The organism is Streptomyces sp. NPDC058326 (genome assembly GCF_042879855.1).
Classification (GTDB): Bacteria; Actinomycetota; Actinomycetes; order Streptomycetales; family Streptomycetaceae; genus Streptomyces.
On the sequence record NZ_JBHVZO010000004.1, the window covers coordinates 51,533 to 72,666 of the forward strand.

20 protein-coding genes are annotated in these 21,134 nt (G+C 71.9%); 12 read left to right on the top strand and 8 right to left on the bottom strand.

Going from position 1 to position 21,134, the window contains the following annotated elements; genetic code table 11:
* Positions 1–73 precede the first annotated feature (73 nt).
* The 6 genes from ACFVYX_RS08845 to ACFVYX_RS08870 all read left to right on the top strand — a co-directional run bounded on the left by ACFVYX_RS08845 (position 74) and on the right by ACFVYX_RS08870 (position 6,507).
* Positions 74–1,285, top strand: a complete 1,212-nt coding sequence (locus tag ACFVYX_RS08845; protein ID WP_389680657.1) for a pyridoxal phosphate-dependent aminotransferase — start codon at positions 74–76, stop codon at positions 1,283–1,285.
* Positions 1,286–1,365: 80 nt separating this feature from the next.
* Positions 1,366–1,767 carry a hypothetical protein gene (locus ACFVYX_RS08850; protein ID WP_389680658.1) on the top strand — a complete coding sequence of 134 codons (402 nt, stop codon included), beginning with the start codon at positions 1,366–1,368 and terminating at the stop codon, positions 1,765–1,767.
* A 127-nt stretch (positions 1,768–1,894) separates the two neighbouring features.
* On the top strand, positions 1,895–3,031 hold the full coding sequence (locus ACFVYX_RS08855) for a hypothetical protein (RefSeq protein WP_389680659.1): 1,137 nt from the start codon (positions 1,895–1,897) through the stop codon (positions 3,029–3,031).
* Positions 3,028–4,248, top strand: a complete 1,221-nt coding sequence (locus tag ACFVYX_RS08860) for a toxic anion resistance protein (RefSeq protein ID WP_389680660.1) — start codon at positions 3,028–3,030, stop codon at positions 4,246–4,248. Before ACFVYX_RS08855 ends, ACFVYX_RS08860 begins: the two co-directional genes overlap by 4 nt.
* Positions 4,249–4,301: 53 nt before the next feature.
* Positions 4,302–5,927, top strand: coding sequence for a substrate-binding domain-containing protein (locus tag ACFVYX_RS08865; protein WP_389681112.1), 1,626 nt, complete (start codon positions 4,302–4,304; stop codon positions 5,925–5,927).
* On the top strand, positions 5,914–6,507 hold the full coding sequence (locus tag ACFVYX_RS08870) for a hypothetical protein (protein ID WP_389680661.1): 594 nt from the start codon (positions 5,914–5,916) through the stop codon (positions 6,505–6,507). The genes ACFVYX_RS08865 and ACFVYX_RS08870 overlap by 14 nt, the downstream gene beginning before the upstream one ends.
* 147 nt (positions 6,508–6,654) lie before the next feature.
* Here the strand turns inward: ACFVYX_RS08870 and ACFVYX_RS08875 are convergent, their stop codons facing one another.
* Entirely contained in the window at positions 6,655–8,478 is a 1,824-nt protein-coding gene (locus ACFVYX_RS08875; protein ID WP_389680662.1) for a phosphoenolpyruvate carboxykinase (GTP), read from the bottom strand.
* Positions 8,479–8,674: 196 nt separating this feature from the next.
* Between ACFVYX_RS08875 and ACFVYX_RS08880 the strand changes: the two genes are divergently transcribed.
* Positions 8,675–9,358: a hemolysin III family protein gene (locus ACFVYX_RS08880; RefSeq protein ID WP_389680663.1), complete on the top strand. Its 684-nt coding sequence runs from the start codon at positions 8,675–8,677 to the stop codon at positions 9,356–9,358.
* 19 nt (positions 9,359–9,377) lie between these two features.
* On the opposite strand, the gene ACFVYX_RS08885 is transcribed toward ACFVYX_RS08880, so the two are convergent.
* Genes ACFVYX_RS08885 through ACFVYX_RS08895 form a run of 3 tightly spaced genes read right to left on the bottom strand, consistent with a single transcriptional unit; the run spans position 9,378 to position 11,566 of the window.
* Entirely contained in the window at positions 9,378–10,394 is a 1,017-nt protein-coding gene (locus ACFVYX_RS08885; protein ID WP_389680664.1) for a glycoside hydrolase family 26 protein, read from the bottom strand.
* A gap of 1 nt (position 10,395) precedes the next feature.
* On the bottom strand, positions 10,396–11,040 hold the full coding sequence (locus tag ACFVYX_RS08890) for a vitamin K epoxide reductase family protein (RefSeq protein WP_389680665.1): 645 nt from the start codon (positions 11,038–11,040) through the stop codon (positions 10,396–10,398).
* A 22-nt stretch (positions 11,041–11,062) separates the two neighbouring features.
* Positions 11,063–11,566 carry a DUF5949 family protein gene (locus ACFVYX_RS08895; RefSeq protein WP_389680666.1) on the bottom strand — a complete coding sequence of 168 codons (504 nt, stop codon included), beginning with the start codon at positions 11,564–11,566 and terminating at the stop codon, positions 11,063–11,065.
* A 170-nt stretch (positions 11,567–11,736) separates the two neighbouring features.
* Between ACFVYX_RS08895 and ACFVYX_RS08900 the strand changes: the two genes are divergently transcribed.
* Together ACFVYX_RS08900 and ACFVYX_RS08905 are read left to right on the top strand one after the other, a co-directional pair.
* On the top strand, positions 11,737–12,153 hold the full coding sequence (locus ACFVYX_RS08900; protein WP_389680667.1) for a tyrosinase family oxidase copper chaperone: 417 nt from the start codon (positions 11,737–11,739) through the stop codon (positions 12,151–12,153).
* Positions 12,137–13,003, top strand: a complete 867-nt coding sequence (locus ACFVYX_RS08905; protein ID WP_389680668.1) for a tyrosinase family protein — start codon at positions 12,137–12,139, stop codon at positions 13,001–13,003. Before ACFVYX_RS08900 ends, ACFVYX_RS08905 begins: the two co-directional genes overlap by 17 nt.
* 82 nt (positions 13,004–13,085) lie before the next feature.
* Here ACFVYX_RS08905 and ACFVYX_RS08910 read toward each other — a convergent pair whose 3' ends face one another.
* The 4 genes from ACFVYX_RS08910 to ACFVYX_RS08925 all read right to left on the bottom strand — a co-directional run bounded on the left by ACFVYX_RS08910 (position 13,086) and on the right by ACFVYX_RS08925 (position 16,635).
* Positions 13,086–13,361, bottom strand: a complete 276-nt coding sequence (locus tag ACFVYX_RS08910; RefSeq protein ID WP_389680669.1) for a chaplin — start codon at positions 13,359–13,361, stop codon at positions 13,086–13,088.
* A 292-nt stretch (positions 13,362–13,653) separates the two neighbouring features.
* Positions 13,654–14,130, bottom strand: coding sequence for a hypothetical protein (locus ACFVYX_RS08915; protein ID WP_389680670.1), 477 nt, complete (start codon positions 14,128–14,130; stop codon positions 13,654–13,656).
* Positions 14,131–15,657: 1,527 nt separating this feature from the next.
* Complete coding sequence (locus ACFVYX_RS08920; RefSeq protein WP_389680671.1) at positions 15,658–15,924, bottom strand: hypothetical protein; 267 nt, start codon at positions 15,922–15,924, stop codon at positions 15,658–15,660.
* A 471-nt stretch (positions 15,925–16,395) separates the two neighbouring features.
* The gene (locus ACFVYX_RS08925; protein ID WP_389680672.1) at positions 16,396–16,635 is read right to left on the bottom strand and encodes a chaplin; all 240 of its coding nucleotides are present in this window, start codon (positions 16,633–16,635) and stop codon (positions 16,396–16,398) included.
* A gap of 500 nt (positions 16,636–17,135) precedes the next feature.
* Between ACFVYX_RS08925 and ACFVYX_RS08930 the strand changes: the two genes are divergently transcribed.
* The 3 genes from ACFVYX_RS08930 to ACFVYX_RS08940 are packed head-to-tail and all read left to right on the top strand — an operon-like array spanning position 17,136 to position 21,066.
* Positions 17,136–18,275, top strand: coding sequence for a glycosyltransferase (locus tag ACFVYX_RS08930; RefSeq protein ID WP_389680673.1), 1,140 nt, complete (start codon positions 17,136–17,138; stop codon positions 18,273–18,275).
* Positions 18,272–19,729, top strand: coding sequence for an exopolysaccharide biosynthesis polyprenyl glycosylphosphotransferase (locus ACFVYX_RS08935; protein WP_389680674.1), 1,458 nt, complete (start codon positions 18,272–18,274; stop codon positions 19,727–19,729). Before ACFVYX_RS08930 ends, ACFVYX_RS08935 begins: the two co-directional genes overlap by 4 nt.
* Positions 19,730–19,731: 2 nt before the next feature.
* The gene (locus ACFVYX_RS08940) at positions 19,732–21,066 is read left to right on the top strand and encodes an O-antigen ligase family protein (protein ID WP_389680675.1); all 1,335 of its coding nucleotides are present in this window, start codon (positions 19,732–19,734) and stop codon (positions 21,064–21,066) included.
* Positions 21,067–21,134: the final 68 nt, after the last annotated feature.

Consider the following 21,134-nt stretch of genomic DNA (forward strand, 5'->3'; position numbering starts at 1 on the left):
CGGCCCCGCGCCCGGTGTCCGACGTGTCCCAAAACACGAGGCGTCCCGGCCGGACCGGCCGTAAGCTCTCGTCATGCAGGTGATCCAGTCCACGAAGCTCGCCAACGTCTGTTACGAAATCCGGGGTCCGGTGCTCGAAGAGGCGATGCGGCTTGAGGCCGCGGGTCATCGCATCCTCAAGCTCAACACGGGAAACCCGGCCGCCTTCGGCTTCGAGTGCCCGCCCGCCATCCTCGAGGACGTGCTGCGGAACCTCTCCGACGCGCACGGCTACGGCGACGCGAAGGGGCTGCTCTCGGCCCGCCGCGCGGTGATGAGCCACTACGAGACCAAGGGCATCCCGCTCTCCGTCGAGGACATCTACCTCGGCAACGGCGTCTCCGAGCTGATCCAGATGTCGATGCAGGCGCTGCTCGACGACGGCGACGAGGTGCTGGTCCCGGCCCCGGACTATCCGCTGTGGACGGCCTCGGTCTCCCTCGCGGGCGGTACGGCCGTGCACTACCGCTGCGACGAGCAGGCGGACTGGATGCCGGACCTCGCGGACATCGAGCGGAAGATCACGGACCGCACCAAGGCGATCGTGATCATCAACCCGAACAACCCGACGGGCGCGGTCTACGACGACGAGATGCTCCGCTCCCTGACGGAGATCGCCCGGCGTCACAACCTGGTCGTCTGCTCGGACGAGATCTACGACAAGATCCTCTACGACGGCGCCACACACACGCCCACCGCCGCGATCGCCCCGGACCTGCTCGTCCTCACGTTCAACGGGATGAGCAAGAACTACCGGGTGGCCGGTTTCCGCTCCGGCTGGCTCGCGGTCTGCGGCCCGAAGCACCACGCCTCCTCGTACATCGAGGGCCTGACGATCCTCGCCAACATGCGCCTCTGCGCGAACATGCCGGCGCAGCACGCGGTGGCCGCCGCGCTCCAGGGCCGGCAGTCGATCGAGGATCTGGTGCTGCCGGGCGGGCGGCTCCTGGAGCAGCGGGACACGGCGTACGAGCTCCTTACGCAGATTCCGGGCGTGACGTGTGTGAAGCCGAAGGGCGCGCTGTATCTGTTCCCGCGGCTCGACCCGAGCGTCTACAAGATCAAGGACGACCGGCAGATGGTCCTGGACCTGCTGCGGGCGGAGAAGATCATGGTCGTGCACGGGACGGGCTTCAACTGGCACGAGCCGGACCACTTCCGGATCGTCACGCTGCCGGCCGCGGCGGATCTCGCGGACGCGGTGACCCGGATCGGGCGCTTCCTGGACGGTTACAGCCAGCCCTGACCCCCACACCGCCCGGATGCAGCACAACTTTAGACAGGATCTAAGCTAGGATGGCTCCAGAGCACTCAGGAGGCCGTCCCATGTACGAACCGATCCGCACCAAGTCGGTCCACCGGATGGCCGACGACGCCCCCGACACGTATCCGCACCGCTCCCGCGAGGAGGAGCTGGACATCCAGCTCGCCGGACACCTCGCCGCCCTGCTCGCCGTCACGGACGAGCTCGGCGACACGGAGGCCGGCGAGCAGATCGCCCGGCAGGTGGCGCGGCTGCGTGGCGCGCCGCCCGCGCGGCACGCCGGCCTGAGCGGCTCGTCCGCCCAGGACCTGCACCGCAAGGCCCACGCCCTCGCGGGCCGCGCACTGGTCGTCGCCGCCTCCCGGGCCGACACGGCCGCCGCGATCCTCGCCGCGGGGCGCATGGACGCGCACACCGCCGCGCTCGCCGGGGGCCCCACCCTGGCCGCAGCCGGCGCCCCCTGACGGCCCCGGTCCGCGCGGCACGAACCGTGCGGACCGGGCGCCACCCACGGCGGCCGCGGTAGGTCCCGCTCCGGTTCGGTACCGGGATCGCCCCTTCACTCGCCGTACACACAACTCCCCCTGGAATGTGGGTTTCCGCGAGCACGCTGCCCGCGTGAGACGCATCCTGGGAATCATCCTGGCCGTCCTGCTCCTCGGCGGCGTGGCCGCCGTCCTCGTGACGGGCGGCGACAAGGACACGGGCACGGCAACGAAGACCGTGCGAGGAGTCATCGGGTCGGAGAAGGCGGAGTTCTTCGCCGACCCTCAGGTGGTGAAGGCCCTGGCCGCGAAGGGCTTCACCGTGCGATCCGAGACCTCCGGGTCCTGGGACATGGAGGAACTGCCCCTCGACGGCTACGACTTCGCCTTCCCGGCCTCCAAGGCGCCGGCCGACGAGCTCCGCGCGAAGGCCGTGAGCCGGACCAAGGACAAGGCGATGACGGCCCCGCTGCGGCCGTTCTACTCACCGCTCGTCGTCGTCGCGCACAGCGCCGCCGCCCGGGTCCTCGCCGGGAACGGCCTCGCGACCCTCGGCCCGCGCGGCACCAGCGGCACCCTGAAGATGGACGCCTACCTCGCGGCGGCCCGCGCCGACCGGACCTGGCAGCAGCTCAAGGGCTCCGCCGGGCACGCCGAGCTGAGCGGCACCCTCTTCATCACCTCCACCGATCCGGTCGCCTCCAGCTCCGGCGCCCTCTACCTCGCCGCCGCGAGCTACGTCGCCGACGGCGGACGGGTCGCCGGCGACAAGGCCGCCGTCACCCGCACGGCCCCGCTGCTCCGCAAGCTCGTCCAGGTGCAGGGCGCCCAGCAGTCCGGCTCGGACGCCCCCTTCCGGGACTTCATCAGCGGCGTCGGCAACCCGCTGGTCCTCGTGTACGAGTCCCAGGTCGCCGCCCAGCTGCTCGCCGGGCGCCCGATGGGAGACCTCGTGGTCCTCTACCCGGACACCACGGTCAACAGCGACCACACGCTCGTGCCGATGACCGCGAACGGCCGGGCGCTCGGCGAACTCCTCTCCACCGACCCCGAGCTGCGCAAGCTCGCGGTCCGCCACGGCTTCCGGCCACAGGGCGCGGCGAGCGAGTTCACCGCCGCGACCGACGGCCACACCGAGTACCTCAACCAGACGCTGACCGGAGTCCGCCAGGCGCCCGTGCCCACCAGCCGGGTGCTGCACGACATGGCGCTGCGGGCCCGTGACCAGGGGGACACCGCATGACGACGCCCGAGGATCCGAGAAGGACGATGGCCCTGACACCGCCCGAGCACGACACCCCGCTCGTCCTGACACCGCCGGAGCCCGTCGCCCCGGTCCCCGCCGCGCGGGCCTCCGGCCTGGTGCCGCTGGACGAGGCCACCCGCGCGGAGATGTCCCGCAGGGCCGCCGAGTACGTCGGCTCGATCGAGGGACTCGACCCGCGCTCCCCCGAGTTCGCCGGCCGCGTGGGCGAGATCACGGCGCTCGGCGCGGGCGAGGTGCGCACGGCGGCGCAGCAGTCGAACCGCATGCTCGACCGTACGGTCCGCTCGCTCGACTCCGGCGCCTCCGGCGGCGACGCCCGGTCCCGCGTCGGCACCTCCCTCGTCGAACTCCGGCGCACCGTCGAGGACCTGGACCCCCGCGACACGCCCGCCAAGGGCTTCAAGGGGCTGCTGTCGAAGCTGCCGGGCGGCAACAGGCTCCGGGACCACGTCGCCAGGTACGCCTCCTCGCAGACCACCCTGAACCGGATCGTCGAGTCCCTGCGCGACGGCCAGAACGAACTGCGGCGCGACAACGCGGCGCTGGAGACCGAGCGGGCCCGGCTGTGGGAGACCATGGGCAGGCTCCAGGAGTACGCGGTGCTCACCGAGGCCCTCGACGCGGCCGTGGAGCAGCGCGTCGCCCTCACGCCCGACCCGGCCCAGGCGGACGCGCTCCGCGCCGACCTCCTCTTCCCGGTGCGGCAGAAGCACCAGGACCTGCTGACGCAGCTGGCCGTCTGCGCGCAGGGGTACCTGGCGATGGACATGGTCCGCCGGAACAACACCGAACTGATCAAGGGCGTGGAGCGGGCGGCGACGACGACGGTGTCGGCGCTGCGGATCGCGGTGATGCTCGCCTCCGCGCTCGAACACCAGCGGAAGGTCACCGAGCAGGTCGACGTGCTGCGCTCGACGACCGAGGGGCTGATCCGCGGGAACGCCGCCATGCTGGCCGAACAGGCCGGCGAGATCCAGGAGATGGCGGCGAACCCGGCGGTGGGCGCGGAGACGCTCCGCACCGCGTTCCAGGAGATCTACCGGACCCTGGACGCCATCGACACGTACAAGGCCCGGGCGACGGAGTCCATGGCGGCGACGGTCGATTCCCTGACAGCCGAACTCCAGGAGGCGAGCGCCCACCTGGCGCGCAGCCGCCGCACCGGAGCCCTGGAGGGTGGCGGCCCCGCATGACGTACATCCCCTCCCCGGGCACCGCACCGAACCCGGCCGGCACGCCCCGCCCGATGCCCCGCGCCGACGCCCGGGGCCGCGACGCCGACAGGCGGGGCCGCGCCCTGCGGCGTACGCTCGCCGGACTCGCCCTCGCGCTGCTCGTCACCGCCACCGGAAGCGCCTGCGACGGGACCGGCCGCGCCGGCGAACCGACCGGGCGGAACGGCACAGAGCACGTCCCCGGCACGCTCCGCGTCCTCGCCTCCTCCGAACTCACCGACATGGAGCCCGTCCTCGACACGGCCCGCCGCGCGACCGGCGTCCAGGTCCGCACCACGTACGTCGGCACCCTCGACGCCGTCGAACAGATCGCCTCCGGCAAGGCCGGCGAGGCCTACGACGCGGTCTGGCTCTCCTCCAACGACTACCTCCGGCTCGACCCGGACGCCGCGCGCCGGATCACCGGCGAGACGCCGATCATGACCTCGCCGGTCGCCCTCGGGGTGCGGCCCGCCGCCGTCGCCCGGCTCGGCTGGGACCCGGCGAAGGTCACCTGGTCGCAGCTGCACCGGGCCGTCGCCGACGGGAGGCTCAGCTACGGGATGACGGACCCGATGCGCTCCAACTCCGGCTTCTCCGCCCTCGTCTCGGTCGCCTCCGGGCTCTCCGGCGCCCAGGCGGCGCTCACCGAGGCGGACGTCCGCCGGGCCACGCCGAGGCTCAAGGAGTTCTTCGCCGGACAGAAGCTGACGTCGGGCTCCTCGGGCTGGCTGGCCACCGCGTACGGCCGTCGCGGCGATGTCGACGCGCTCGTCAACTACGAGTCGGTGCTGCTGTCCTCCTTCCAGGCCGACGACCTGACCGTGATCAGGCCGACCGACGGGGTCGTCACCGCCGACTACCCGCTCAGCCTGCTCACCTCCGCCCGCCCCGAGGCGAAGGACGCGGCGCGGCGGCTCACCGACCACCTCCGCTCGCCGGACGTCCAGGACCGGATCACCCGGGCGACGCTCCGCCGCCCGGTGGTCCCGGGCGTCCGCCCGGCGTCCGCGCTCGCCCGTGACCTGCGGCGCGAGCTGCCGTTCCCCGGCAGCCGGGCCGTCGCGGACGGGCTGCTCGACGCGTACGACAACACCCTGCGCCGGCCTTCCCGCACGGTGTACGTGCTCGACACCTCGGGCTCCATGAGGGGCGAGCGGCTCGAACGGCTCAAGGCGGCCCTCGCCGAGCTGACCGGTGACTTCCGGGACCGGGAGGAGGTCACCCTGATGCCCTTCGGCTCCGCGGTGAAGGAGAGCGAGGTCCGTACGCACACGGTCGACCCGGCCTCGCCACGGACGGCGCTCGACGCGATCAGGGCCGACGCGGGGAGGCTCTCGGCCTCGGGCGGCACCGCGATCTACTCCAGCGTCCAGGAGGCGTACCGCTTCCTCGGCACGGCGCGGGGCGACACCTTCACCTCGATCGTGCTCATGACGGACGGGGAGAACACCGACGGCGACCCGGCCGCCGCCTTCGACACCTTCTACCGTTCGCTGCCCGCCGAGCAGCGGCGCACCCCGGTGTTCCCGATCCTCTTCGGGGACTCCGACCGGGGCGAGCTCGACCACATCGCGGACCTGACCGGCGGCAGGCTCTTCGACGCCACGAGCGGCTCGCTGGACGGCGCCTTCGAGGAGATCCGTGGCTACCAGTAACCCGCTGCTGCGGTACGCGGAGTCCCGCAAGAACCTCGTCGGCGGCGTCTGCGGCCTGGCCGGTGTCGGCATCGCCCTCACGGGTGCGGCGGGCGGCCTCTGGCCGCTCGTGATCGCGGGCCTGTACGGGGCGGGGGCGCTGATCGCCCCGCCGGAGCGGCCCGCGACGCCGGAGTTCGCCGAGGAGGGTGACCGGCTCGACGGAGTGCGAGCCGATTTCGCGACCCTCCGCGGGTATCTCGCGGAGGTGGAGCTGCCGTCCGCCGCGCGGGAGCGGCTCAGCGCGCTGGACGCCCTGATCGAGGCGCTGCTCGCACCGGGCTTGGTGACCGACCCGGAGCATCTGCACGTCCTGGCCCGTACGGTGCGCCTGGACGTGCCGGAGGCCGTGGACGCCTTCGTACGGACCCGGTGGTGGTCGCGGGTCACGCCGGGCACGGAGGCGCCGGAGCGCCATCTCGAACGCCAGCTGGCCGTCCTGCACGAGGAGGTGGCCGCCGTCACTGCCGCACTCGAGGAGGCGGACGCGATGCGGCAGGAGATCCACACACGCTATCTGGAGGGCCGGGGCCGCGACTGAGCGGCCGCACCCGGCAGGCGGCGGAGATGCGCCGGCCCCCGGAGCCTGAGGGGGCTCCGGGGGCCGGTTGCGTCGTGGTGGGCCGTCGTGACCCCACTGGTCAGGGCGGTATCTCGGGGCAACCCACCACGAGTCTGCGGTGCGGGATCAGCCCAGGCGCTCGACGAGCGCGTGGTACTGGTCCCACAGCTCCTTCGGCGTGTGGTCGCCGAAGGTGTTGAGGTGGTCGGGGACGAGGGCGGCCTCCTCGCGCCACACGTCACGGTCGACCTTGAGGAGGAACTCCAGGTCCTCGGCGGGCAGGTCCAGGCCGTCGGTGTCGAAGGACTCCGGGGTCGGCAGGATGCCGATCGGGGTCTCGACGCCCTCGGCCTTGCCCTCCAGGCGCTCGACGATCCACTTCAGGACGCGGCTGTTCTCGCCGAAGCCGGGCCAGACGAACTTGCCGGCGTCGTTCTTGCGGAACCAGTTCACGTAGTAGATCTTCGGGAGCTTCGCGGCGTCCGCGGAGGCACCGACCTTGACCCAGTGGGCCATGTAGTCGCCCATGTTGTAGCCGCAGAACGGCAGCATGGCGAAGGGGTCGCGGCGCAGCTCGCCGACCTTGCCCTCGGCGGCGGCGGTCTTCTCGGAGGCGACGTTCGCGCCGAGGAAGACGCCGTGGTTCCAGTCGAAGGACTCGGTGACAAGGGGGACCGCGGAGGCGCGGCGGCCGCCGAAGAGGATCGCCGAGATCGGGACGCCCTTGGTGTCCTCCCACTCCGGGGCGATCGTCGGGCACTGGCCGGCCGGGACGGTGAAGCGGGCGTTCGGGTGGGCGGCGGGCGTCTCGGACGCGGGCGTCCAGTCGTTGCCCTTCCAGTCCGTGAGGTGGGCCGGGGCCTCCTCGGTCATGCCCTCCCACCACACGTCGCCGTCGTCGGTGAGCGCGACGTTGGTGAAGACGGAGTTGCCCCAGAGGGTCTTCATGGCGTTGGCGTTGGTGTGCTCGCCGGTGCCGGGCGCGACGCCGAAGAAGCCGGCCTCGGGGTTGATCGCGTACAGCCGCCCGTCCTCGCCGAAGCGCATCCAGGCGATGTCGTCGCCGATGGTCTCGACGGTCCAGCCGGAGATCGTGGGCTCCAGCATGGCCAGGTTCGTCTTGCCGCAGGCCGAGGGGAACGCGGCCGCGACGTACTTGGCCTCGCCCTGCGGCGGGGTCAGCTTGAGGATGAGCATGTGCTCGGCGAGCCAGCCCTCGTCACGGGCCATGACGGAGGCGATGCGGAGCGCGTAGCACTTCTTGCCGAGGAGGGCGTTGCCGCCGTAGCCCGAGCCGTACGACCAGATCTCGCGGGTCTCGGGGAAGTGCGAGATGTACTTGGTGGAGTTGCACGGCCACGGCACGTCCTCCTGGCCCTCCTCCAGGGGGGCGCCGAGGGTGTGGACGGCCTTGACGAAGAAGCCGTCGGTGCCGAGCTCGTCGAGGACGGCCTGGCCCATGCGGGTCATGGTGCGCATGGAGACGGCGACGTACGCGGAGTCGGTGATCTCGACGCCGATGGCGGAGAGCGGGGAACCGACGGGGCCCATGCAGAAGGGCACGACGTACATGGTGCGGCCGCGCATCGAGCCGCGGAAGATGCCCTCGGAGCCCGCGAAGAGCTCCTTCATCTCGGCCGGGGCCTTCCAGTGGTTGGTCGGGCCCGCGTCCTCCTCCTTCTCGGAGCAGATGAAGGTCCGGTCCTCGACGCGCGCGACGTCGGTCGGGTCGGAGGCCGCGTAGTACGAGTTCGGGCGCTTCACCGGGTCGAGCTTGGTGAAGGTCCCCTTGGTGACGAGCTCCTCGCACAGGCGCTCGTACTCGGCCTCGGAGCCGTCGCACCAGACGATGTTGTCCGGCTGGGTGATCTCGGCGATCTCGTTCACCCAGGAGACGAGCTCCTGGTGCTGGGTCGGAAGGGTCTGGGGAGCCGCGTTGTCGCGCGCCACGATTGCTCCTTGTAGAGGGGTTTTTTGGTGTGTGCCCCGTGGGGGCCGCGACCCGGATGCTTCGTAGCTGCTCATCCGGTGCCGACCGCACTCATTTGATCATCCGACGGATCCGCCCATATGTCCAGGGGGCCGCCCACGTGAGCATCGCCACTCATATCCGGGACCTACGGCGCCGTAGGTACGATTACTTCTCATGACTGCAGCCACGCCGGACGCGCCCCCGACCGAGCTCCCCGCGCTCCCGATCAAGCCCCGGCTGAGAGGCTGGCTGCACGCGGGCATGTTCCCCGCCGTGATCGTCGCGGGCGTCGTCCTCGTCGCCCTCGCGGACTCGCCCCGCGCCCGCCTCGCCTGCGGGATCTACGTCCTCACCGCCTGCCTGCTCTTCGGCATCAGCGCGCTGTACCACCGCGGCAACTGGGGCCCGCGCGGCGAAGCCGTGCTCCGGCGCCTCGACCACGCCAACATCTTCCTGATCATCGCGGGCACCTACACCCCGCTCACCCTGCTCCTGCTCCCCGACTCCACGGCCAAGCCGCTCATGTGGGCGGTCTGGGCGGCGGCCCTCGCCGGCATCGCCTTCCGGGTCTTCTGGGTCGGCGCCCCCCGCTGGCTGTACACGCCCTGCTACATCGCGATGGGCTGGGCCGCCGTCTTCTTCCTGCCCGACTTCATGCGCGCGGGCGGCATCGCCGTCCTCGTCCTGGTGATCGTCGGCGGACTGCTCTACAGCGCGGGCGGAGTCATCTACGGCATCAAGCGCCCGAACCCGTCCCCGCGCTATTTCGGCTTCCACGAGGTCTTCCACTCGCTGACCCTGGCCGCCTTCATCGTCCACTACGTGGGGATCTCCCTGGTGGCCTACCAGCACGCCTGACGGCCACGCCGGCCCGCCTTCACGGGCGGGCCGGCGCTCCCAGCGCGTTCCTGAGCACCCGCGCCGATTCGGGGTTGTCCGCGCACCCCCACACTCCGTGCGGGCAGTAGTCGGTGACCGTCTGGTACACCGGCCGGTGCCGGGCGAACCAGTCGAGCATCCCCCGTACATACGCCGGGTTGTCCCCGTTCCTGAAGAGCCCCCACTCCGGGTACGAGACCGGCTTGCCGTGCGCCGCCGCGAAACGGACGTGGTGCTCGAGCCCGTACTCCTCGGCCACCTGGTCCTCGAAGGCCAGCCCCTCGGGCTGGTCGTACGCGTCCATCCCGATGATGTCGACGACGTCGTCCCCCGGGTAGCAGCGCGGCCACTCCACGGCGTCCCGCCCCCGGCTCGGCGTGAAGTCGAAGCGGAACCGCTGCCCCGGCACCTCCCGCAGCACCCCGACGACCCTGCGCCAGTACGTCTTCCAGGCCGCCGGGTCCGGGCCGCAGCGGTGGCTGTACGTGGTGCCGTTCATCTCCCAGCCGAGGACCAGGACCGCGTCCCCGAGGCCGTGCTCCACGAGCCGCTCCCCCAGCACCCGGAAGTGCCGGTCGTACGCCCCCGCGGCGCCGCTCCGCAGCCCCGTCCGCACCTCGGCGTCCGGCAGGCCCTCCTCACTGCGGTCGAGCAGCGGCACGTTGAGCACGAAGAGACGCCCCGGCCGCGCCTCCTTCCAGCGCGCCCAGGGCCCGAAGAGCGCCGGATGGCCCTCGATGTTGGACCAGCGGTCACCCGGCAGATACGTGTGGCCGACGGTCAGCGCCTCGCCGCCGAGCCAGGCCTGCGCCTGGGCGATCCTGCGTACCCCCGCCTCGTCGGAGCCGGTGAAGAACCCCGAGGGCACCCCGGGCAGGGGCACCGGCTCGGGCGCGGCCCGGCTCCCGGTCTGCCGCCCGCCGGGCGCGATCCGTTCGGGCGCGACCAGGAGCACGAGAACGGCCGCGAGCAGCACGGCGAGTGCGGCCCGCGGCCAGGGGAGGAAACGATTCACGTCAGCTCGTCCAGAATTCCCACCAGCGGGTCAGGATCAGCATCCCGATGATCCCGATGTGCAGGACGGGCAGGGCGAAGGTGAACTCGCCGAGGAAGGTGCGCACCCCGGCCGGCGCCGGGATCACCCGGTGGCGGACGTTGTGCGCGGTGACGTACCAGAACATGACGATGGTGGCGACCCAGGCCAGGCAGCACCACAGGCAGAGCGAGTTGATCTCGTACAGCGACTGGTACATCAGCCAGGTGCAGAAGCCGACACCGAAGAGCATCCCGGCGTTGAGACCGCACCAGATCCAGGCCCGGTAGCGCGCCCCGGCGAGCAGCCCCGCCCCGAGGGCGACGACGACGGCGTACGTGACGAGGCCGAGCATCGGGTTGGGGAAGCCGAAGACCGAGGCCTGGTCGCTCTTCATGATGTTGCCGCAGGAGACGACCGGGTTCAGGCTGCACCCGGGCTGGAAGCCGGGGTCCTCGAGGAGCTTGAACTTGTCGATCGTGATCACCCAGGCGGCGAGGACTCCGGCCGCCCCGGTGATCATCAGCAGCCAGGCGAGGGACCGGCCCGCCCCGGCCGGCCCCTGCGTCGCGTCGTCACCCGCGAGCCGCCGCTGCCCCGGTACGCCCTGGACGTCCACCGTCGCCATGTCGCCGCCGCCCTCCGCCCGCTCAGCCCTGCAGTCGACGGACCGGCAGCACCACGTGCGCCCCGCCCGCCAGGGGATCCTCGCCGGCGAAGAACGAGCGCAGCTGGTCCTCCGAGATCGGTCCGCCGGGCGCGGCCTCGGGCCAGGGGCGCACGGAGCAGACCAGGTAGGCGTGTCCGAGCTTCTTGGCGGCCGCCTCCCACTCCACCGGCACCGAGCACTGCAACTTGAGGAACGGCAGCGTGAGGACCGCCTGCTGCGCCTCGACGAGGAGGTGGGCGTCGACACCGGACTGCTCGGACGCGTCGACCACGGGTCCGCCGACGGTCAGGCCCATGCCCTCCACGGCGGCCCGCATCGCTTCCTCGCCGGCCTCGGGACCATCGCTGCCGTCGCCGAGCGAATACACCATCAGATACGCGGCGGCCGGCTTTTCCTCGGTGGGACCGGTGGTCCAGAAGAGGGTCGCGAGGCTACCCAGCGGAGAGGCGCTGCGCGCCTCGGAAACGACAGGGGAAGAAGTCATGGGTCCGGATGTTAGTGGTCGTGTGTCCGCCACTCCCCGCCCATTCACCCGATCGGCCGACATTCACCCGGATGAAATTTCCACCACAACAAATCAGCGTTTTCCTCGTTGTTCCTTCAGGGCATTTCCCTCCGCCTGCGGCGGGCCTCCGGACCACCAGGAGATCACTCATGACCGTCCCGCGCCGCCTCGCACTGCGGTCCCTCTTCCCCCTGACCATCGCCGCCCTCACGGGCGGAGCGCTCGCCCGTATCGCCATGACGCCCCGGAGCGGCACGGCGGCCGCGGCGCCCGCCACCGGCGCGCCGCCCGGCGGGACCTTCGACGAGATGTACCGGGGCCGCCGCATCCAGGGGCGGCCGGCACCCGGCGACGGGACCGAGGTCCTCGTCGACGGCCGGCCGCTGCATCTGATGCGCTGCGCGAACGGCGGCTATCTCACCCCCATCGATCACTACCAGACCCATCCGACGCCGCTGGCGGCCACGCGTGCGGCCGTGGACGAGCTCGGGTCCGCACCGCTGACCCGCTTCGCCGCCGCCCACGGCGTCCACCCGGGAGGGAGTCCGCGTGGCCTACACGCGTAAGAACCAGCGCGATCTGACCAGCGCCGAGCGGAAGAAGTTCGTCGCCGCGGTCCTGGAGCTGAAGCGCAGTGGGGAGTACGACGACTTCGTCCGCACCCACATCGACTACTACACGTCCGACGGCGACGGCCGCCTGCGCGTGGCCCACATGGCGCCCAGCTTCCTTCCCTGGCACCGCAAGTTCCTGCTGGAGTTCGAGCGGGCGCTGCGCCGGATCGACCCCACGGTCACCGTGCCGTACTGGGACTGGACCCGCGACAACACCCCGGCCGCCTCCCTCTGGAACGACGACTTCATGGGCGGCAACGGCCGGCGCAGCGACCTCCAGGTGATGACCGGGCCCTTCGCCCACGCGGGCGGCCGCTGGACCATCACCCATGCGATGACCGAAGGCGCCTTCCTCACCAGGGACTTCGGCCGCCCCCGCGACCCGATCACGCTCCCCACAAGGGCGGAGCTCGACGAGGTGATGCGCGAGACGGTGTACGACGTGGCGCCCTGGAACTCCACGAGCGCCTCCGGTTTCCGCAACCGCCTGGAGGGCTGGGCCCCGGGCCGGGGCAACGAGCGCTTCCGGATCCACAACCGGGTGCACCGCTGGATCGGCGGTCTGATGCTGGGCGGCGCCTCGGTCAACGACCCGGTCTTCTGGCTCCACCACTCCTTCGTCGACCTGCTCTGGTCACGCTGGCAGCAGCGCAACCCGCGCGCCGGCTACCTGCCGACGCAACCCCCGCCGCTGGGCGACTCGCAGCACGGCCGGATCGCGGCCCGCGACGAGCGGATGGGCCCGTGGGGCGTCACCCCGGCGCAGATGCTCGACCACAGCGCGATCTACCGGTACGCCTGAGGTACGCGGGCGGCCGCGCCGCACACACGGGGAAGCGGCCCTCCGGCGGATGTGCCGGGGGGCCGCTCCGTGGGGCAGGGGATCAGCCGCCGTAGCCACCGTCGTGGTGACCGTGACCGTCGATGTTCGCGCAGGTGTTGCCGAACGCCGGGTTGATCAGGCCGATGATGGTGACGGTGTTGCCGCACAGGTTGATCGGCACGTGGACCGGGACCTGGACGACGTTCCCGGAGGCGATACCGGGGGACGCGGCGGCGACGGCCTCGGCGCCCGAGTCGGCGACGGCCATGCCGGCTCCGCTGAGGGCAACGGCACCCGTGCCGGCGAGGACAGCGGCAGCCTTCGCGATGCGAGACATCAAGAACTCCTTGGACGTGGAAAGTCGACCGCGAGAATCACGGCCGCACAATCCCCTTCAACGCCGAAAGGGCGCACGAGTAACGGCCTTTGGGCCGGATGGGACAGAAGGAAAGGACGAAGGCCCGCAGACCGGTGGTCCGTCCGCCGTCGGATACGACGGCCGAACCTCCGGATCCGCGGGCCAGGGCCATGCGACGGGCCTTCTGTTGTAACGAGCAACGACCCCTCGGGTAGCGGGGAAGAATCGTGTCTTCACCCGCCGGGCCATTGGTCGTACAAAGGAACGCCGGTCAGGCCGTCGGCTGCGCCAGGCCCAGCTGGGGCTCCAGCCCCCCGTTCACCGCGGGAGTGAGGACGCCGGCATCCGGCATCGCGAGCTCGGGGAGCCCGAACCTGTCGCCGCGCGGCATGCCGACCGGGTTGCCGACCTTGGCCGCCGGGGTGGCCGCCTTCAGGGGCGAGCCGGGGCTGGTGAGCAGAGCCGTGCCGAACTGGCTTCCCTCGATGACCTCGGGGAGCGGGGCGGCGAGGACGGTCTTCGGGACCGAGCTGGCGACCGGGACCCGCGGCAGGCCGATGTCCGGCATGCCCTGGGAGCGCCCCTCGTGGAAGACGGTGGGGGCGCCCGGCACGGGCAGCGGAACTCCGGTGGCCACGGTGGGCGCGTCCATCGGGATCGCCGGCTCCAAGCCCTGGAGCGGGACGACCACCGGTGCCTCGGCGGCGGAAGCGGGGGCGGCCATGGCCGCGGAGGCGAGAGCGGTCATGAGGATTCCCATGCCGGCTTGTGATCGCAGGTTCATGACTGCGTGTGCCCTTCGGAGGGTGACGACAATGCTGTGGAGCTGTGTCCTGTAAACGAGCCCTCCGGCAGAAACGTTGCGAAAATTCGCCTGTGCGCAGCAACGCCGAGGGCCCTCACCGGTGACGGTGAGGGCCCTGGTTGACAGGCTGTCAGCCCGACGCGTCAGTGGAGGCGTGCGGAGCGTCCGGCGCGGATCGCACGTCCGGCGCGGAATCGGAGAGCCGCTCCACCGAGGAGCAGGGCGGCGCTGACCGCCGCGGCGCCCGTCAGTGCCGCGGTGTCACTTCCGGTGTCGGGGAGCTGGGGCTTACCCGGTCCGGTCGGGCCAGGGGGTGCCGGAGTGGTCGGCGGCTGCGTCGGCTCACCGGGCGTGGTCGGCTCACCGGGCTTCGTGGGCTCACCCGGCTTGGTCGGCTCACCGGGCTTGGTCGGCTCACCCGGCTTCGTGGGCTCACCCGGCTTCGTCGGCTCACCGGGCTTGGTCGGCTCACCCGGCTTCGTGGGCTCACCCGGCTTCGTCGGCTCACCCGGCTTCGTGGGCTCACCCGGCTTGGTCGGCTCACCCGGATGCGTGGGGTGCCCCGGCTTGGTCGGCTCACCCGGATGCGTGGGGTGCCCCGGCTTCGTGGGCTCACCCGGATGCGTAGGATGCCCCGGCTTGGTCGGCTCACCCGGATGCGTGGGGTGCCCCGGCTTGGTCGGCTCACCCGGATACGTGGGATGCCCAGGCTTCGTCGGCTCACCCGGATTCGTAGGATGCCCAGGCTTCGTCGGCTCACCCGGATACGTAGGATGCCCAGGCTTCGTCGGGTGGCCGGGAGGCGCCGGGTTCTCGCCCGGGTGGTCGGGGGTTTCCTCGTCGGGGCCGTCCCCGTATCCCTCGGGGTCGTCGACGGCCTGGGCGCAAAGGTCACGGACCGCCTTGCCGCCGATGTCGCCGAGATTCACGGATTCCCCGCACAGGCTCACCGAGAGGGCCTGACGATGGTGGCCGGCGTCGGGCCCCGGCGTATCCCCCGTGGAGTTCGACGCCACGGCGAAGCCTCCGGTCAGCGACAGAATGCCCGTCGCGGCTGCGGCAGTGAGCAGCTTCCTGGTGATGATGGATCGCATACCGCTCTTCCTCTGGAGAAAGGGAGAGACCGGCCCGAGGATCCCCCTCGCTCCGCCCGGCCTTTCCGCGCGCCCAGTCCGTCAGTCGCCGACGAACTGGTTACGGAACGCCGTTCTCGGTCTCTCGACGAGCCGGCCTTCCGTGGATGATGGGCGAGAGCGTAAGGATTCGCACACGACGAAGAACCGGCCCCACACGGCGGCGGATCAGAAAATCATTCGATCAGCCGATCGCAGTGGACAGCAGTGGGGTGCGCCGAGGGGCGACCGCCGGAAACGGGCGGAGCGAGGGTCCGTTCAAGAGGGATCGGGACCGCGAGCGGCGCGCTCGTCCGCGCGGGAGAAGGGCGCGAGGGGTCCCGTTACTGAGCGAGCGTCAGCCGCCCAGCGGGAGGCCACCGAGCAGCGGCGCCTTCTTGCCGGTCTCGTTCAGCTGCCCGGCGACCTCTCCCACGGTCTTGACCGGGGAACCTTCCGTGGTGCTGCTCAGCGCGTCCGTCTCCAGGCCCTCGCTGGAGATCCCGCCGAGCCCCCCGTCCAGGCCGGCGGGAAGATCCGCCGGCGCCATGGCCATGGCGGGCGTGGCGGCACCGAGGGCCATGACGGAACCGGCGACGATCGCGGCGACCTTGGTGGGCTTCATGGAGTGAGTCCTTTCCTCTGAGCGTCAATGCGTCTTCTCGGCAAGCAAATCGCTTGCCGAGCGGCGGAGTTGAGCGACCTCCACCGCGTCCTGCTGCCTCTGTAACGAGAGGTGTGCTCCCCGGAAACTCCGGGGGGACGACACTGCACCCGAATGAAGGGCCCGGTCCTATTTGCCGATCGGCACGACCGGGTCGGTCGGCTCGGCGCCGGCCTCCCCCACGACGGCAAGGGGCCCGGCGCGTCGGGCAGCCCCCCACCGGCCCTGCGGCTATAGCTCTCCGCGACGGGAGAACTACTGAGCGCCACGCATTCGTTCGGGTGAATCCACCCCCCTGAGCTGCTACCCCCGGGGGCGTACGCCGTTGCACCGGGCGGCGCACGAAGGTGCGCCCCAACGAGCGGGAGGCCGGCACGCACACCCCGGGAGGGGTGGCGCACCGGCCTCGGGGACCGCGATCCGCGTGGGGGATCAGGCGTTGACGCAGGTGTTGCCGAAGGTGGGGTTGAGGGCGCCGATGAAGTTGACGGTGTTGCCGCAGAGGTTGATCGGCACGTGGATCGGCACCTGCACGACGTTGCCGGACGCGATGCCCGGGGATGCCGCGGCCACACCCGTGGCGCCGGAGTCGGCGACGGCGACACCGGTGGCACCAGCGACGGACGCGGCGGCACCCGCGAACAGGACGACAGCCTTTGCGATACGGGACATGGGGAAGCGCTCCTCGATCGATTGCGAACCACTCGGACCGGAAGGTCAGCGGTGTGACCGGATCTGCCCGGCCCCCTCAACAACGCGGTTCCAATTCTTCGGTTGCTCTCCCGAATGGGTGACGTTCAACCTATCTTTGGGCCATCAGAGGGGTATTCGGGCAAGAGAGCCGGGAACGGCGCAACACGCTCAACGAGTAAACGGACGCCCGGATACGAAGGTTAGTCTTTGTGAGCATCTAATGCTTACTTTCGCCCGGAATCAGCGTTATAACGTTGCCCGACATCGCTCACGGTCCAGCCGCGCGGACATCGTTTTCGCACGGTCGGAAGCTTCCCTCCCCCTGGCCTTCACGGGTGTTCCCTTGTTTCTCTCATCAAAGCGGAGAACCTGTATGCGGAATTCAGCGGTTCCTGCTGTGCGCCGCGGCGTGCCGTGCGCCCGGTCCGGCGCCGCCCGGCGGGCGGCGCTCTCCCTCCGGGCGGACGTCGGACGCTGACATGCCGCCTCCACGAGAACCGGACTCCTCCCTCTCCGTCCTGCACGCGGTCCAGCCCGGGGACGGCGGCGTCGCCCGTGTCGTCGCGGACCTGGTCCGCGACCAGCTCCGCGCCGGGATGCGGGTCACCGTCGCCTGTCCGCCCGGCACGTCGCTCGCCGCGGCCGTCCGCGCCGAGGGTGCCGACGTCTACGCGTGGCGGGCCGGACGTGACCCCGGCCCCCGGCTGGTCCGCGAGACGCTCGGCCTCGCCCGGCTGATCCGTACCGCCCGCCCGGACCTGGTGCACGCCCACAGTGCCAAGGCGGGACTGTGCGCCCGGCTGGCGCTGCGCGGCGCTCTGCCGACGGTGTACCAGCCGCACGCCTGGTCCTTCGAAGCCGTCGAAGGCACGGTCGCCGCGCTGGCCCGGCGCTGGGAACGCCGGGCGGCGCGCTGGACCCAGCGCATCGTCTGCGTCAGTGAGGCCGAGCGCCGCACCGGCGAGGAGGCCGGCGTACGCGCCTCCTGGTCCGTCATCCACAACGGTGTGGACGTGGCCAGGTTCGCCGGCGCCGCCGTTCCCGGCCGCTCCGATGACGGACCCGTCGTCGTCTGCGTGGGCCGGCTCTGCCGGCAGAAGGGGCAGGACATCCTGCTCGCCGCCTGGCCCGGCATCCTCGCCCAGGCCCCCACGGCCCGCCTCGTCCTGGTCGGTGACGGCCCGGACGGCGAGCGACTGCGGGCCGAGGCTCCCCCGTCGGTGCGTTTCACCGGCGCCGTCGACGACACCACCCCCTGGTACCGGGCTGCCGACCTCGTCGTCCTGCCGTCCCGCTGGGAGGGCATGGCGCTCGCGCCCCTTGAGGCGATGGCGAGCGGCCGTCCGGTGGTGGTCACTGACGTGGACGGCGCGAGAGAGAGCCTGCCGCCGGGCACCGAACCCCTGTGCCTGGTCCCGCCCGGGGACCCGGCCGCCCTCGCCGACGCTGTCGGCCGCCTTCTCGGCCGGCCGGAGCTGCGGCGGTCGCTGGGCCGCCAGGCCCACGAACACGTACTCAGCAGATTCGATGTGCGGCGCACCGGCGCTGCCGTCGCGGACGTGTACCGCGAGCTGGCCGGAGCGCGGAGCACCGAGCACAGGGAGCCGATTTCGCCGTGACCACGGAAAGCACCAGCGTCCCTCCCGCATCCGGGGCCTGGCCCCCGGCGGGCCGGGGCCACGCTCACGGACTCGCCTCCCTCGCACCGCGGCGTGGCGCGGCCGACCGGCTCGCGCTGCCGCAGCGCAGGCCCACCCGGACGCGGTTCGCCGCCGTCCCGTTGGTGGCGGCCGACGCTCTGGCCGTGCTGCTCGCGGCCGGACCGCTCGCCGAGCCGTACCGCGAGATCCGGCTGCTCCTGCTGGTCGTCGGGGGCGTTCTCGTACTCCACGGCAGTGCCGGACTGTACCGGCCCGGGCCCCGCACCTCCGTCCTGGACGAGCTGCCCGCGCTCGCCGCCCGGATCGGCGTCGCGTGGTGTGCCGCGGCCGCCGCCGTCGCCGCGTTCACCCCGGCTCTGGCGATCGGTCCGGCCGCGCTCTGCTCGGCGTACGCCACCCAGCTCGTCGCCGTGTGCCTGCTCCGCGGCGCGGTGCACGCCCGCAGGCGGCGGACGGCGCGGGCGCATCCGAGGTCCGCGCTGGTCGTCGGCGGGACGGCCGCCGCCCGGCGGTTCGCGACCGCGCTCGGGCAGCATCCGGAGTACGGGATCCGGCCGGTCGGGATCGTCGGCGCCCGGCAGAACGGCGACTCGCCGGAGCCGGCCGGGGAGATGGGGCTGCCGGTCCTGACCACCACGGAGGAGATCCACCGCGCCGTCATCCAGAACACCGTCCGCGACGCGCTGTTCCTGACCGACGACCCGGCTCTGGTGATGCTCTTCCAGCACTACGGGTGCACCACCTGGCGGGTGGGCGAGCAGCGGCACGGCGGGGCGATGGGCGAGCACCTGTGGGGGCACGGCTACCGCCGGCTGGTACCGCCGGCCGAGCGGCGCGGTCTGACCGCGAAGCGCGTCCTCGACGTGACCCTGGCCGGTCCGGCACTGGTGCTCGCGCTGCCCGTGCTGCTGCTGTGCGCGGTGGCGGTACGGCTCTCGGACGGGCCCGGTGTGCTGTTCCACCAGGAACGGGTGGGGCAGAACGGGCGGCTGTTCACGCTGCTGAAGTTCCGTACGCTGCGCCCGGCCGACGAGGCCGAGTCGGCGACGCGGTGGAACGTCGCCAACGACCGGCGGATGAGCACGGTCGGCGGTTTCCTCCGGCGGACGTCGCTGGACGAGCTGCCGCAGCTGTGGAACGTACTGCGCGGGGACATGAGCCTGGTCGGCCCGAGGCCCGAACGCCCTTACTTCGTCGCCCAGTTCAGCAAGGTCCACGCCGGGTACGCCGACCGTCACCGGATGCCGGTGGGACTGACCGGTCTGGCGCAGGTGCACGGACTGCGCGGTGACACCTCGATCGAGGACCGCTGCCGGTTCGACAACCACTACATCGACCACTGGTCGTTCTGGCAGGACGTCCGCATTCTGCTGCGGACCGCGGCCGGGCTCGTCCGGCCCGCGGGGAGCTGATGATGGCGACAGCCGTACCGGTCCGTGTGCCAGGACGTGTGCTCGGGCCGGTGGCGGCGCGTCGGCCGGTGCGCGACCTGCTCCGCCGGGCGGGGGCGCTGTCCCCGGTCCTCGCGGTGATCGCCCTGCTGCTCGTGCCGCCCGCCGGCGACGCGGAGGGCGGCACGGGCGGTTCGGGCACGCTCGCCGACGCGGCCTCGGGGCTGCTCGTGCTGATCTGCCTCGTACGGGTCGTACGCGGCGGGGCGCGGCCGCTGACCCGGGGCGCGGCCTTCGTGCTCGGACTGCCGGTCCTCGGGATCTGCCTGTCGGCGATCACGTCGAACGACCCGGCCGCGAGCCTGCCGGGCGTCGCCCGTTACGTACAGGTCTTCGTGCTCGTCCCGGCGGCCGTACTGCTGATGATCCGTGACCGGCGGGACTTCGCGCTCGTCGCGTGGGCGCTGGTCGCTCTGGCGCTGGTCCAGGGCGGGATCGGCGTGGCGCAGTACCTGACCGGCACGGGCGCCTCGTACATGGGGGAGAACATCCGGGCGGTCGGGACGTTCGGACCGACCGACGTGATGGGCATGGCGACGATCGTGTCGTACGGACTCGTCGTCGTCACCGGGATCGCCCTGGGCGGCGGAGGCCGGACGCGGACGGCGGCGGTCGTCTGCGCCGGACTGCTGTGCGTGCCGCTGGTGGTGTCCTTCAGCCGGGGCGCGTGGATCGCGACGGTGCTGGCGTGTGCGATCCAGCTGGTGCTGTCGGGGCTCCGGCGGGCCGGCCGGGTGGCGCTGGTGGTGGGCGCGCTGGCCGTGGTCCTCGTCGGCGGTCTCGGCGTCGGCTCGTCGATGGTGGAGGAGCGGGTCGCCAGCATCACGCAGGTGACGGCCGCGCCGGACCAGTCGGTGACGGACCGTTACACGATGTGGGCGGCGGCGGAGCGGATGTGGCGTTCGGAGCCGGTGACGGGGGTCGGGCTGAAGGGCTTCCCGCAGTACCGCGACTCCCATGCCTCGCTGGCACTGTCCTCGGGCAGCGACACGGCGGGCGCCGGCGCCGACTTCCGGCGCCAGCCACTGCTCTCCCCGCACAACATGTACCTGCTGGTGCTGAGCGAGCAGGGCCTGGTGGGGCTGCTCGCCCTGGCGGGCAGCTGGGCGGCGCTGCTCGCGGGGGCGCTGTGGCGGCGGTCCCGGAGCGCGGAGTGCGCTCTGGTGGCGGTCGGCCTGCTGTCCTGGCAGCTCATCGACTTCTTCTACGCGGACATCGGCGGCCCTTCCACGGTCCTGATGTCGGTGGTCCTCGGTCTGGCGGCCTGGTGGTCCCTGGCGGAGGTGCGGCGTGCGTGACGCGAGGGGCGGGGAGCCGGAAGCGACGGACGCGGTGCCGGTGCCGGAGCCTTCTCCGGTGCCGGAGC

What these genes read in the sequence shown, in the direction of transcription:
- ACFVYX_RS08915 (WP_389680670.1), bottom strand. Translation starts at nt 14,130, where the DNA reads ATGACCGCTCTCGCCTCCGCGGCCATGGCCGCCCCCGCTTCCGCCGCC.
- ACFVYX_RS08940 (WP_389680675.1), top strand. Translation starts at nt 19,732, where the DNA reads ATGGCGACAGCCGTACCGGTCCGTGTGCCAGGACGTGTGCTCGGGCCG.
- ACFVYX_RS08880 (WP_389680663.1), top strand. Translation starts at nt 8,675, where the DNA reads ATGACTGCAGCCACGCCGGACGCGCCCCCGACCGAGCTCCCCGCGCTC.
- ACFVYX_RS08920 (WP_389680671.1), bottom strand. Translation starts at nt 15,924, where the DNA reads ATGAAGCCCACCAAGGTCGCCGCGATCGTCGCCGGTTCCGTCATGGCC.
- ACFVYX_RS08850 (WP_389680658.1), top strand. Translation starts at nt 1,366, where the DNA reads ATGTACGAACCGATCCGCACCAAGTCGGTCCACCGGATGGCCGACGAC.
- ACFVYX_RS08900 (WP_389680667.1), top strand. Translation starts at nt 11,737, where the DNA reads ATGACCGTCCCGCGCCGCCTCGCACTGCGGTCCCTCTTCCCCCTGACC.
- ACFVYX_RS08930 (WP_389680673.1), top strand. Translation starts at nt 17,136, where the DNA reads ATGCCGCCTCCACGAGAACCGGACTCCTCCCTCTCCGTCCTGCACGCG.
- ACFVYX_RS08845 (WP_389680657.1), top strand. Translation starts at nt 74, where the DNA reads ATGCAGGTGATCCAGTCCACGAAGCTCGCCAACGTCTGTTACGAAATC.
- ACFVYX_RS08910 (WP_389680669.1), bottom strand. Translation starts at nt 13,361, where the DNA reads ATGTCTCGCATCGCGAAGGCTGCCGCTGTCCTCGCCGGCACGGGTGCC.
- ACFVYX_RS08860 (WP_389680660.1), top strand. Translation starts at nt 3,028, where the DNA reads ATGACGACGCCCGAGGATCCGAGAAGGACGATGGCCCTGACACCGCCC.
- ACFVYX_RS08865 (WP_389681112.1), top strand. Translation starts at nt 4,302, where the DNA reads ATGCCCCGCGCCGACGCCCGGGGCCGCGACGCCGACAGGCGGGGCCGC.
- ACFVYX_RS08925 (WP_389680672.1), bottom strand. Translation starts at nt 16,635, where the DNA reads ATGTCCCGTATCGCAAAGGCTGTCGTCCTGTTCGCGGGTGCCGCCGCG.
- ACFVYX_RS08890 (WP_389680665.1), bottom strand. Translation starts at nt 11,040, where the DNA reads ATGGCGACGGTGGACGTCCAGGGCGTACCGGGGCAGCGGCGGCTCGCG.
- ACFVYX_RS08895 (WP_389680666.1), bottom strand. Translation starts at nt 11,566, where the DNA reads ATGACTTCTTCCCCTGTCGTTTCCGAGGCGCGCAGCGCCTCTCCGCTG.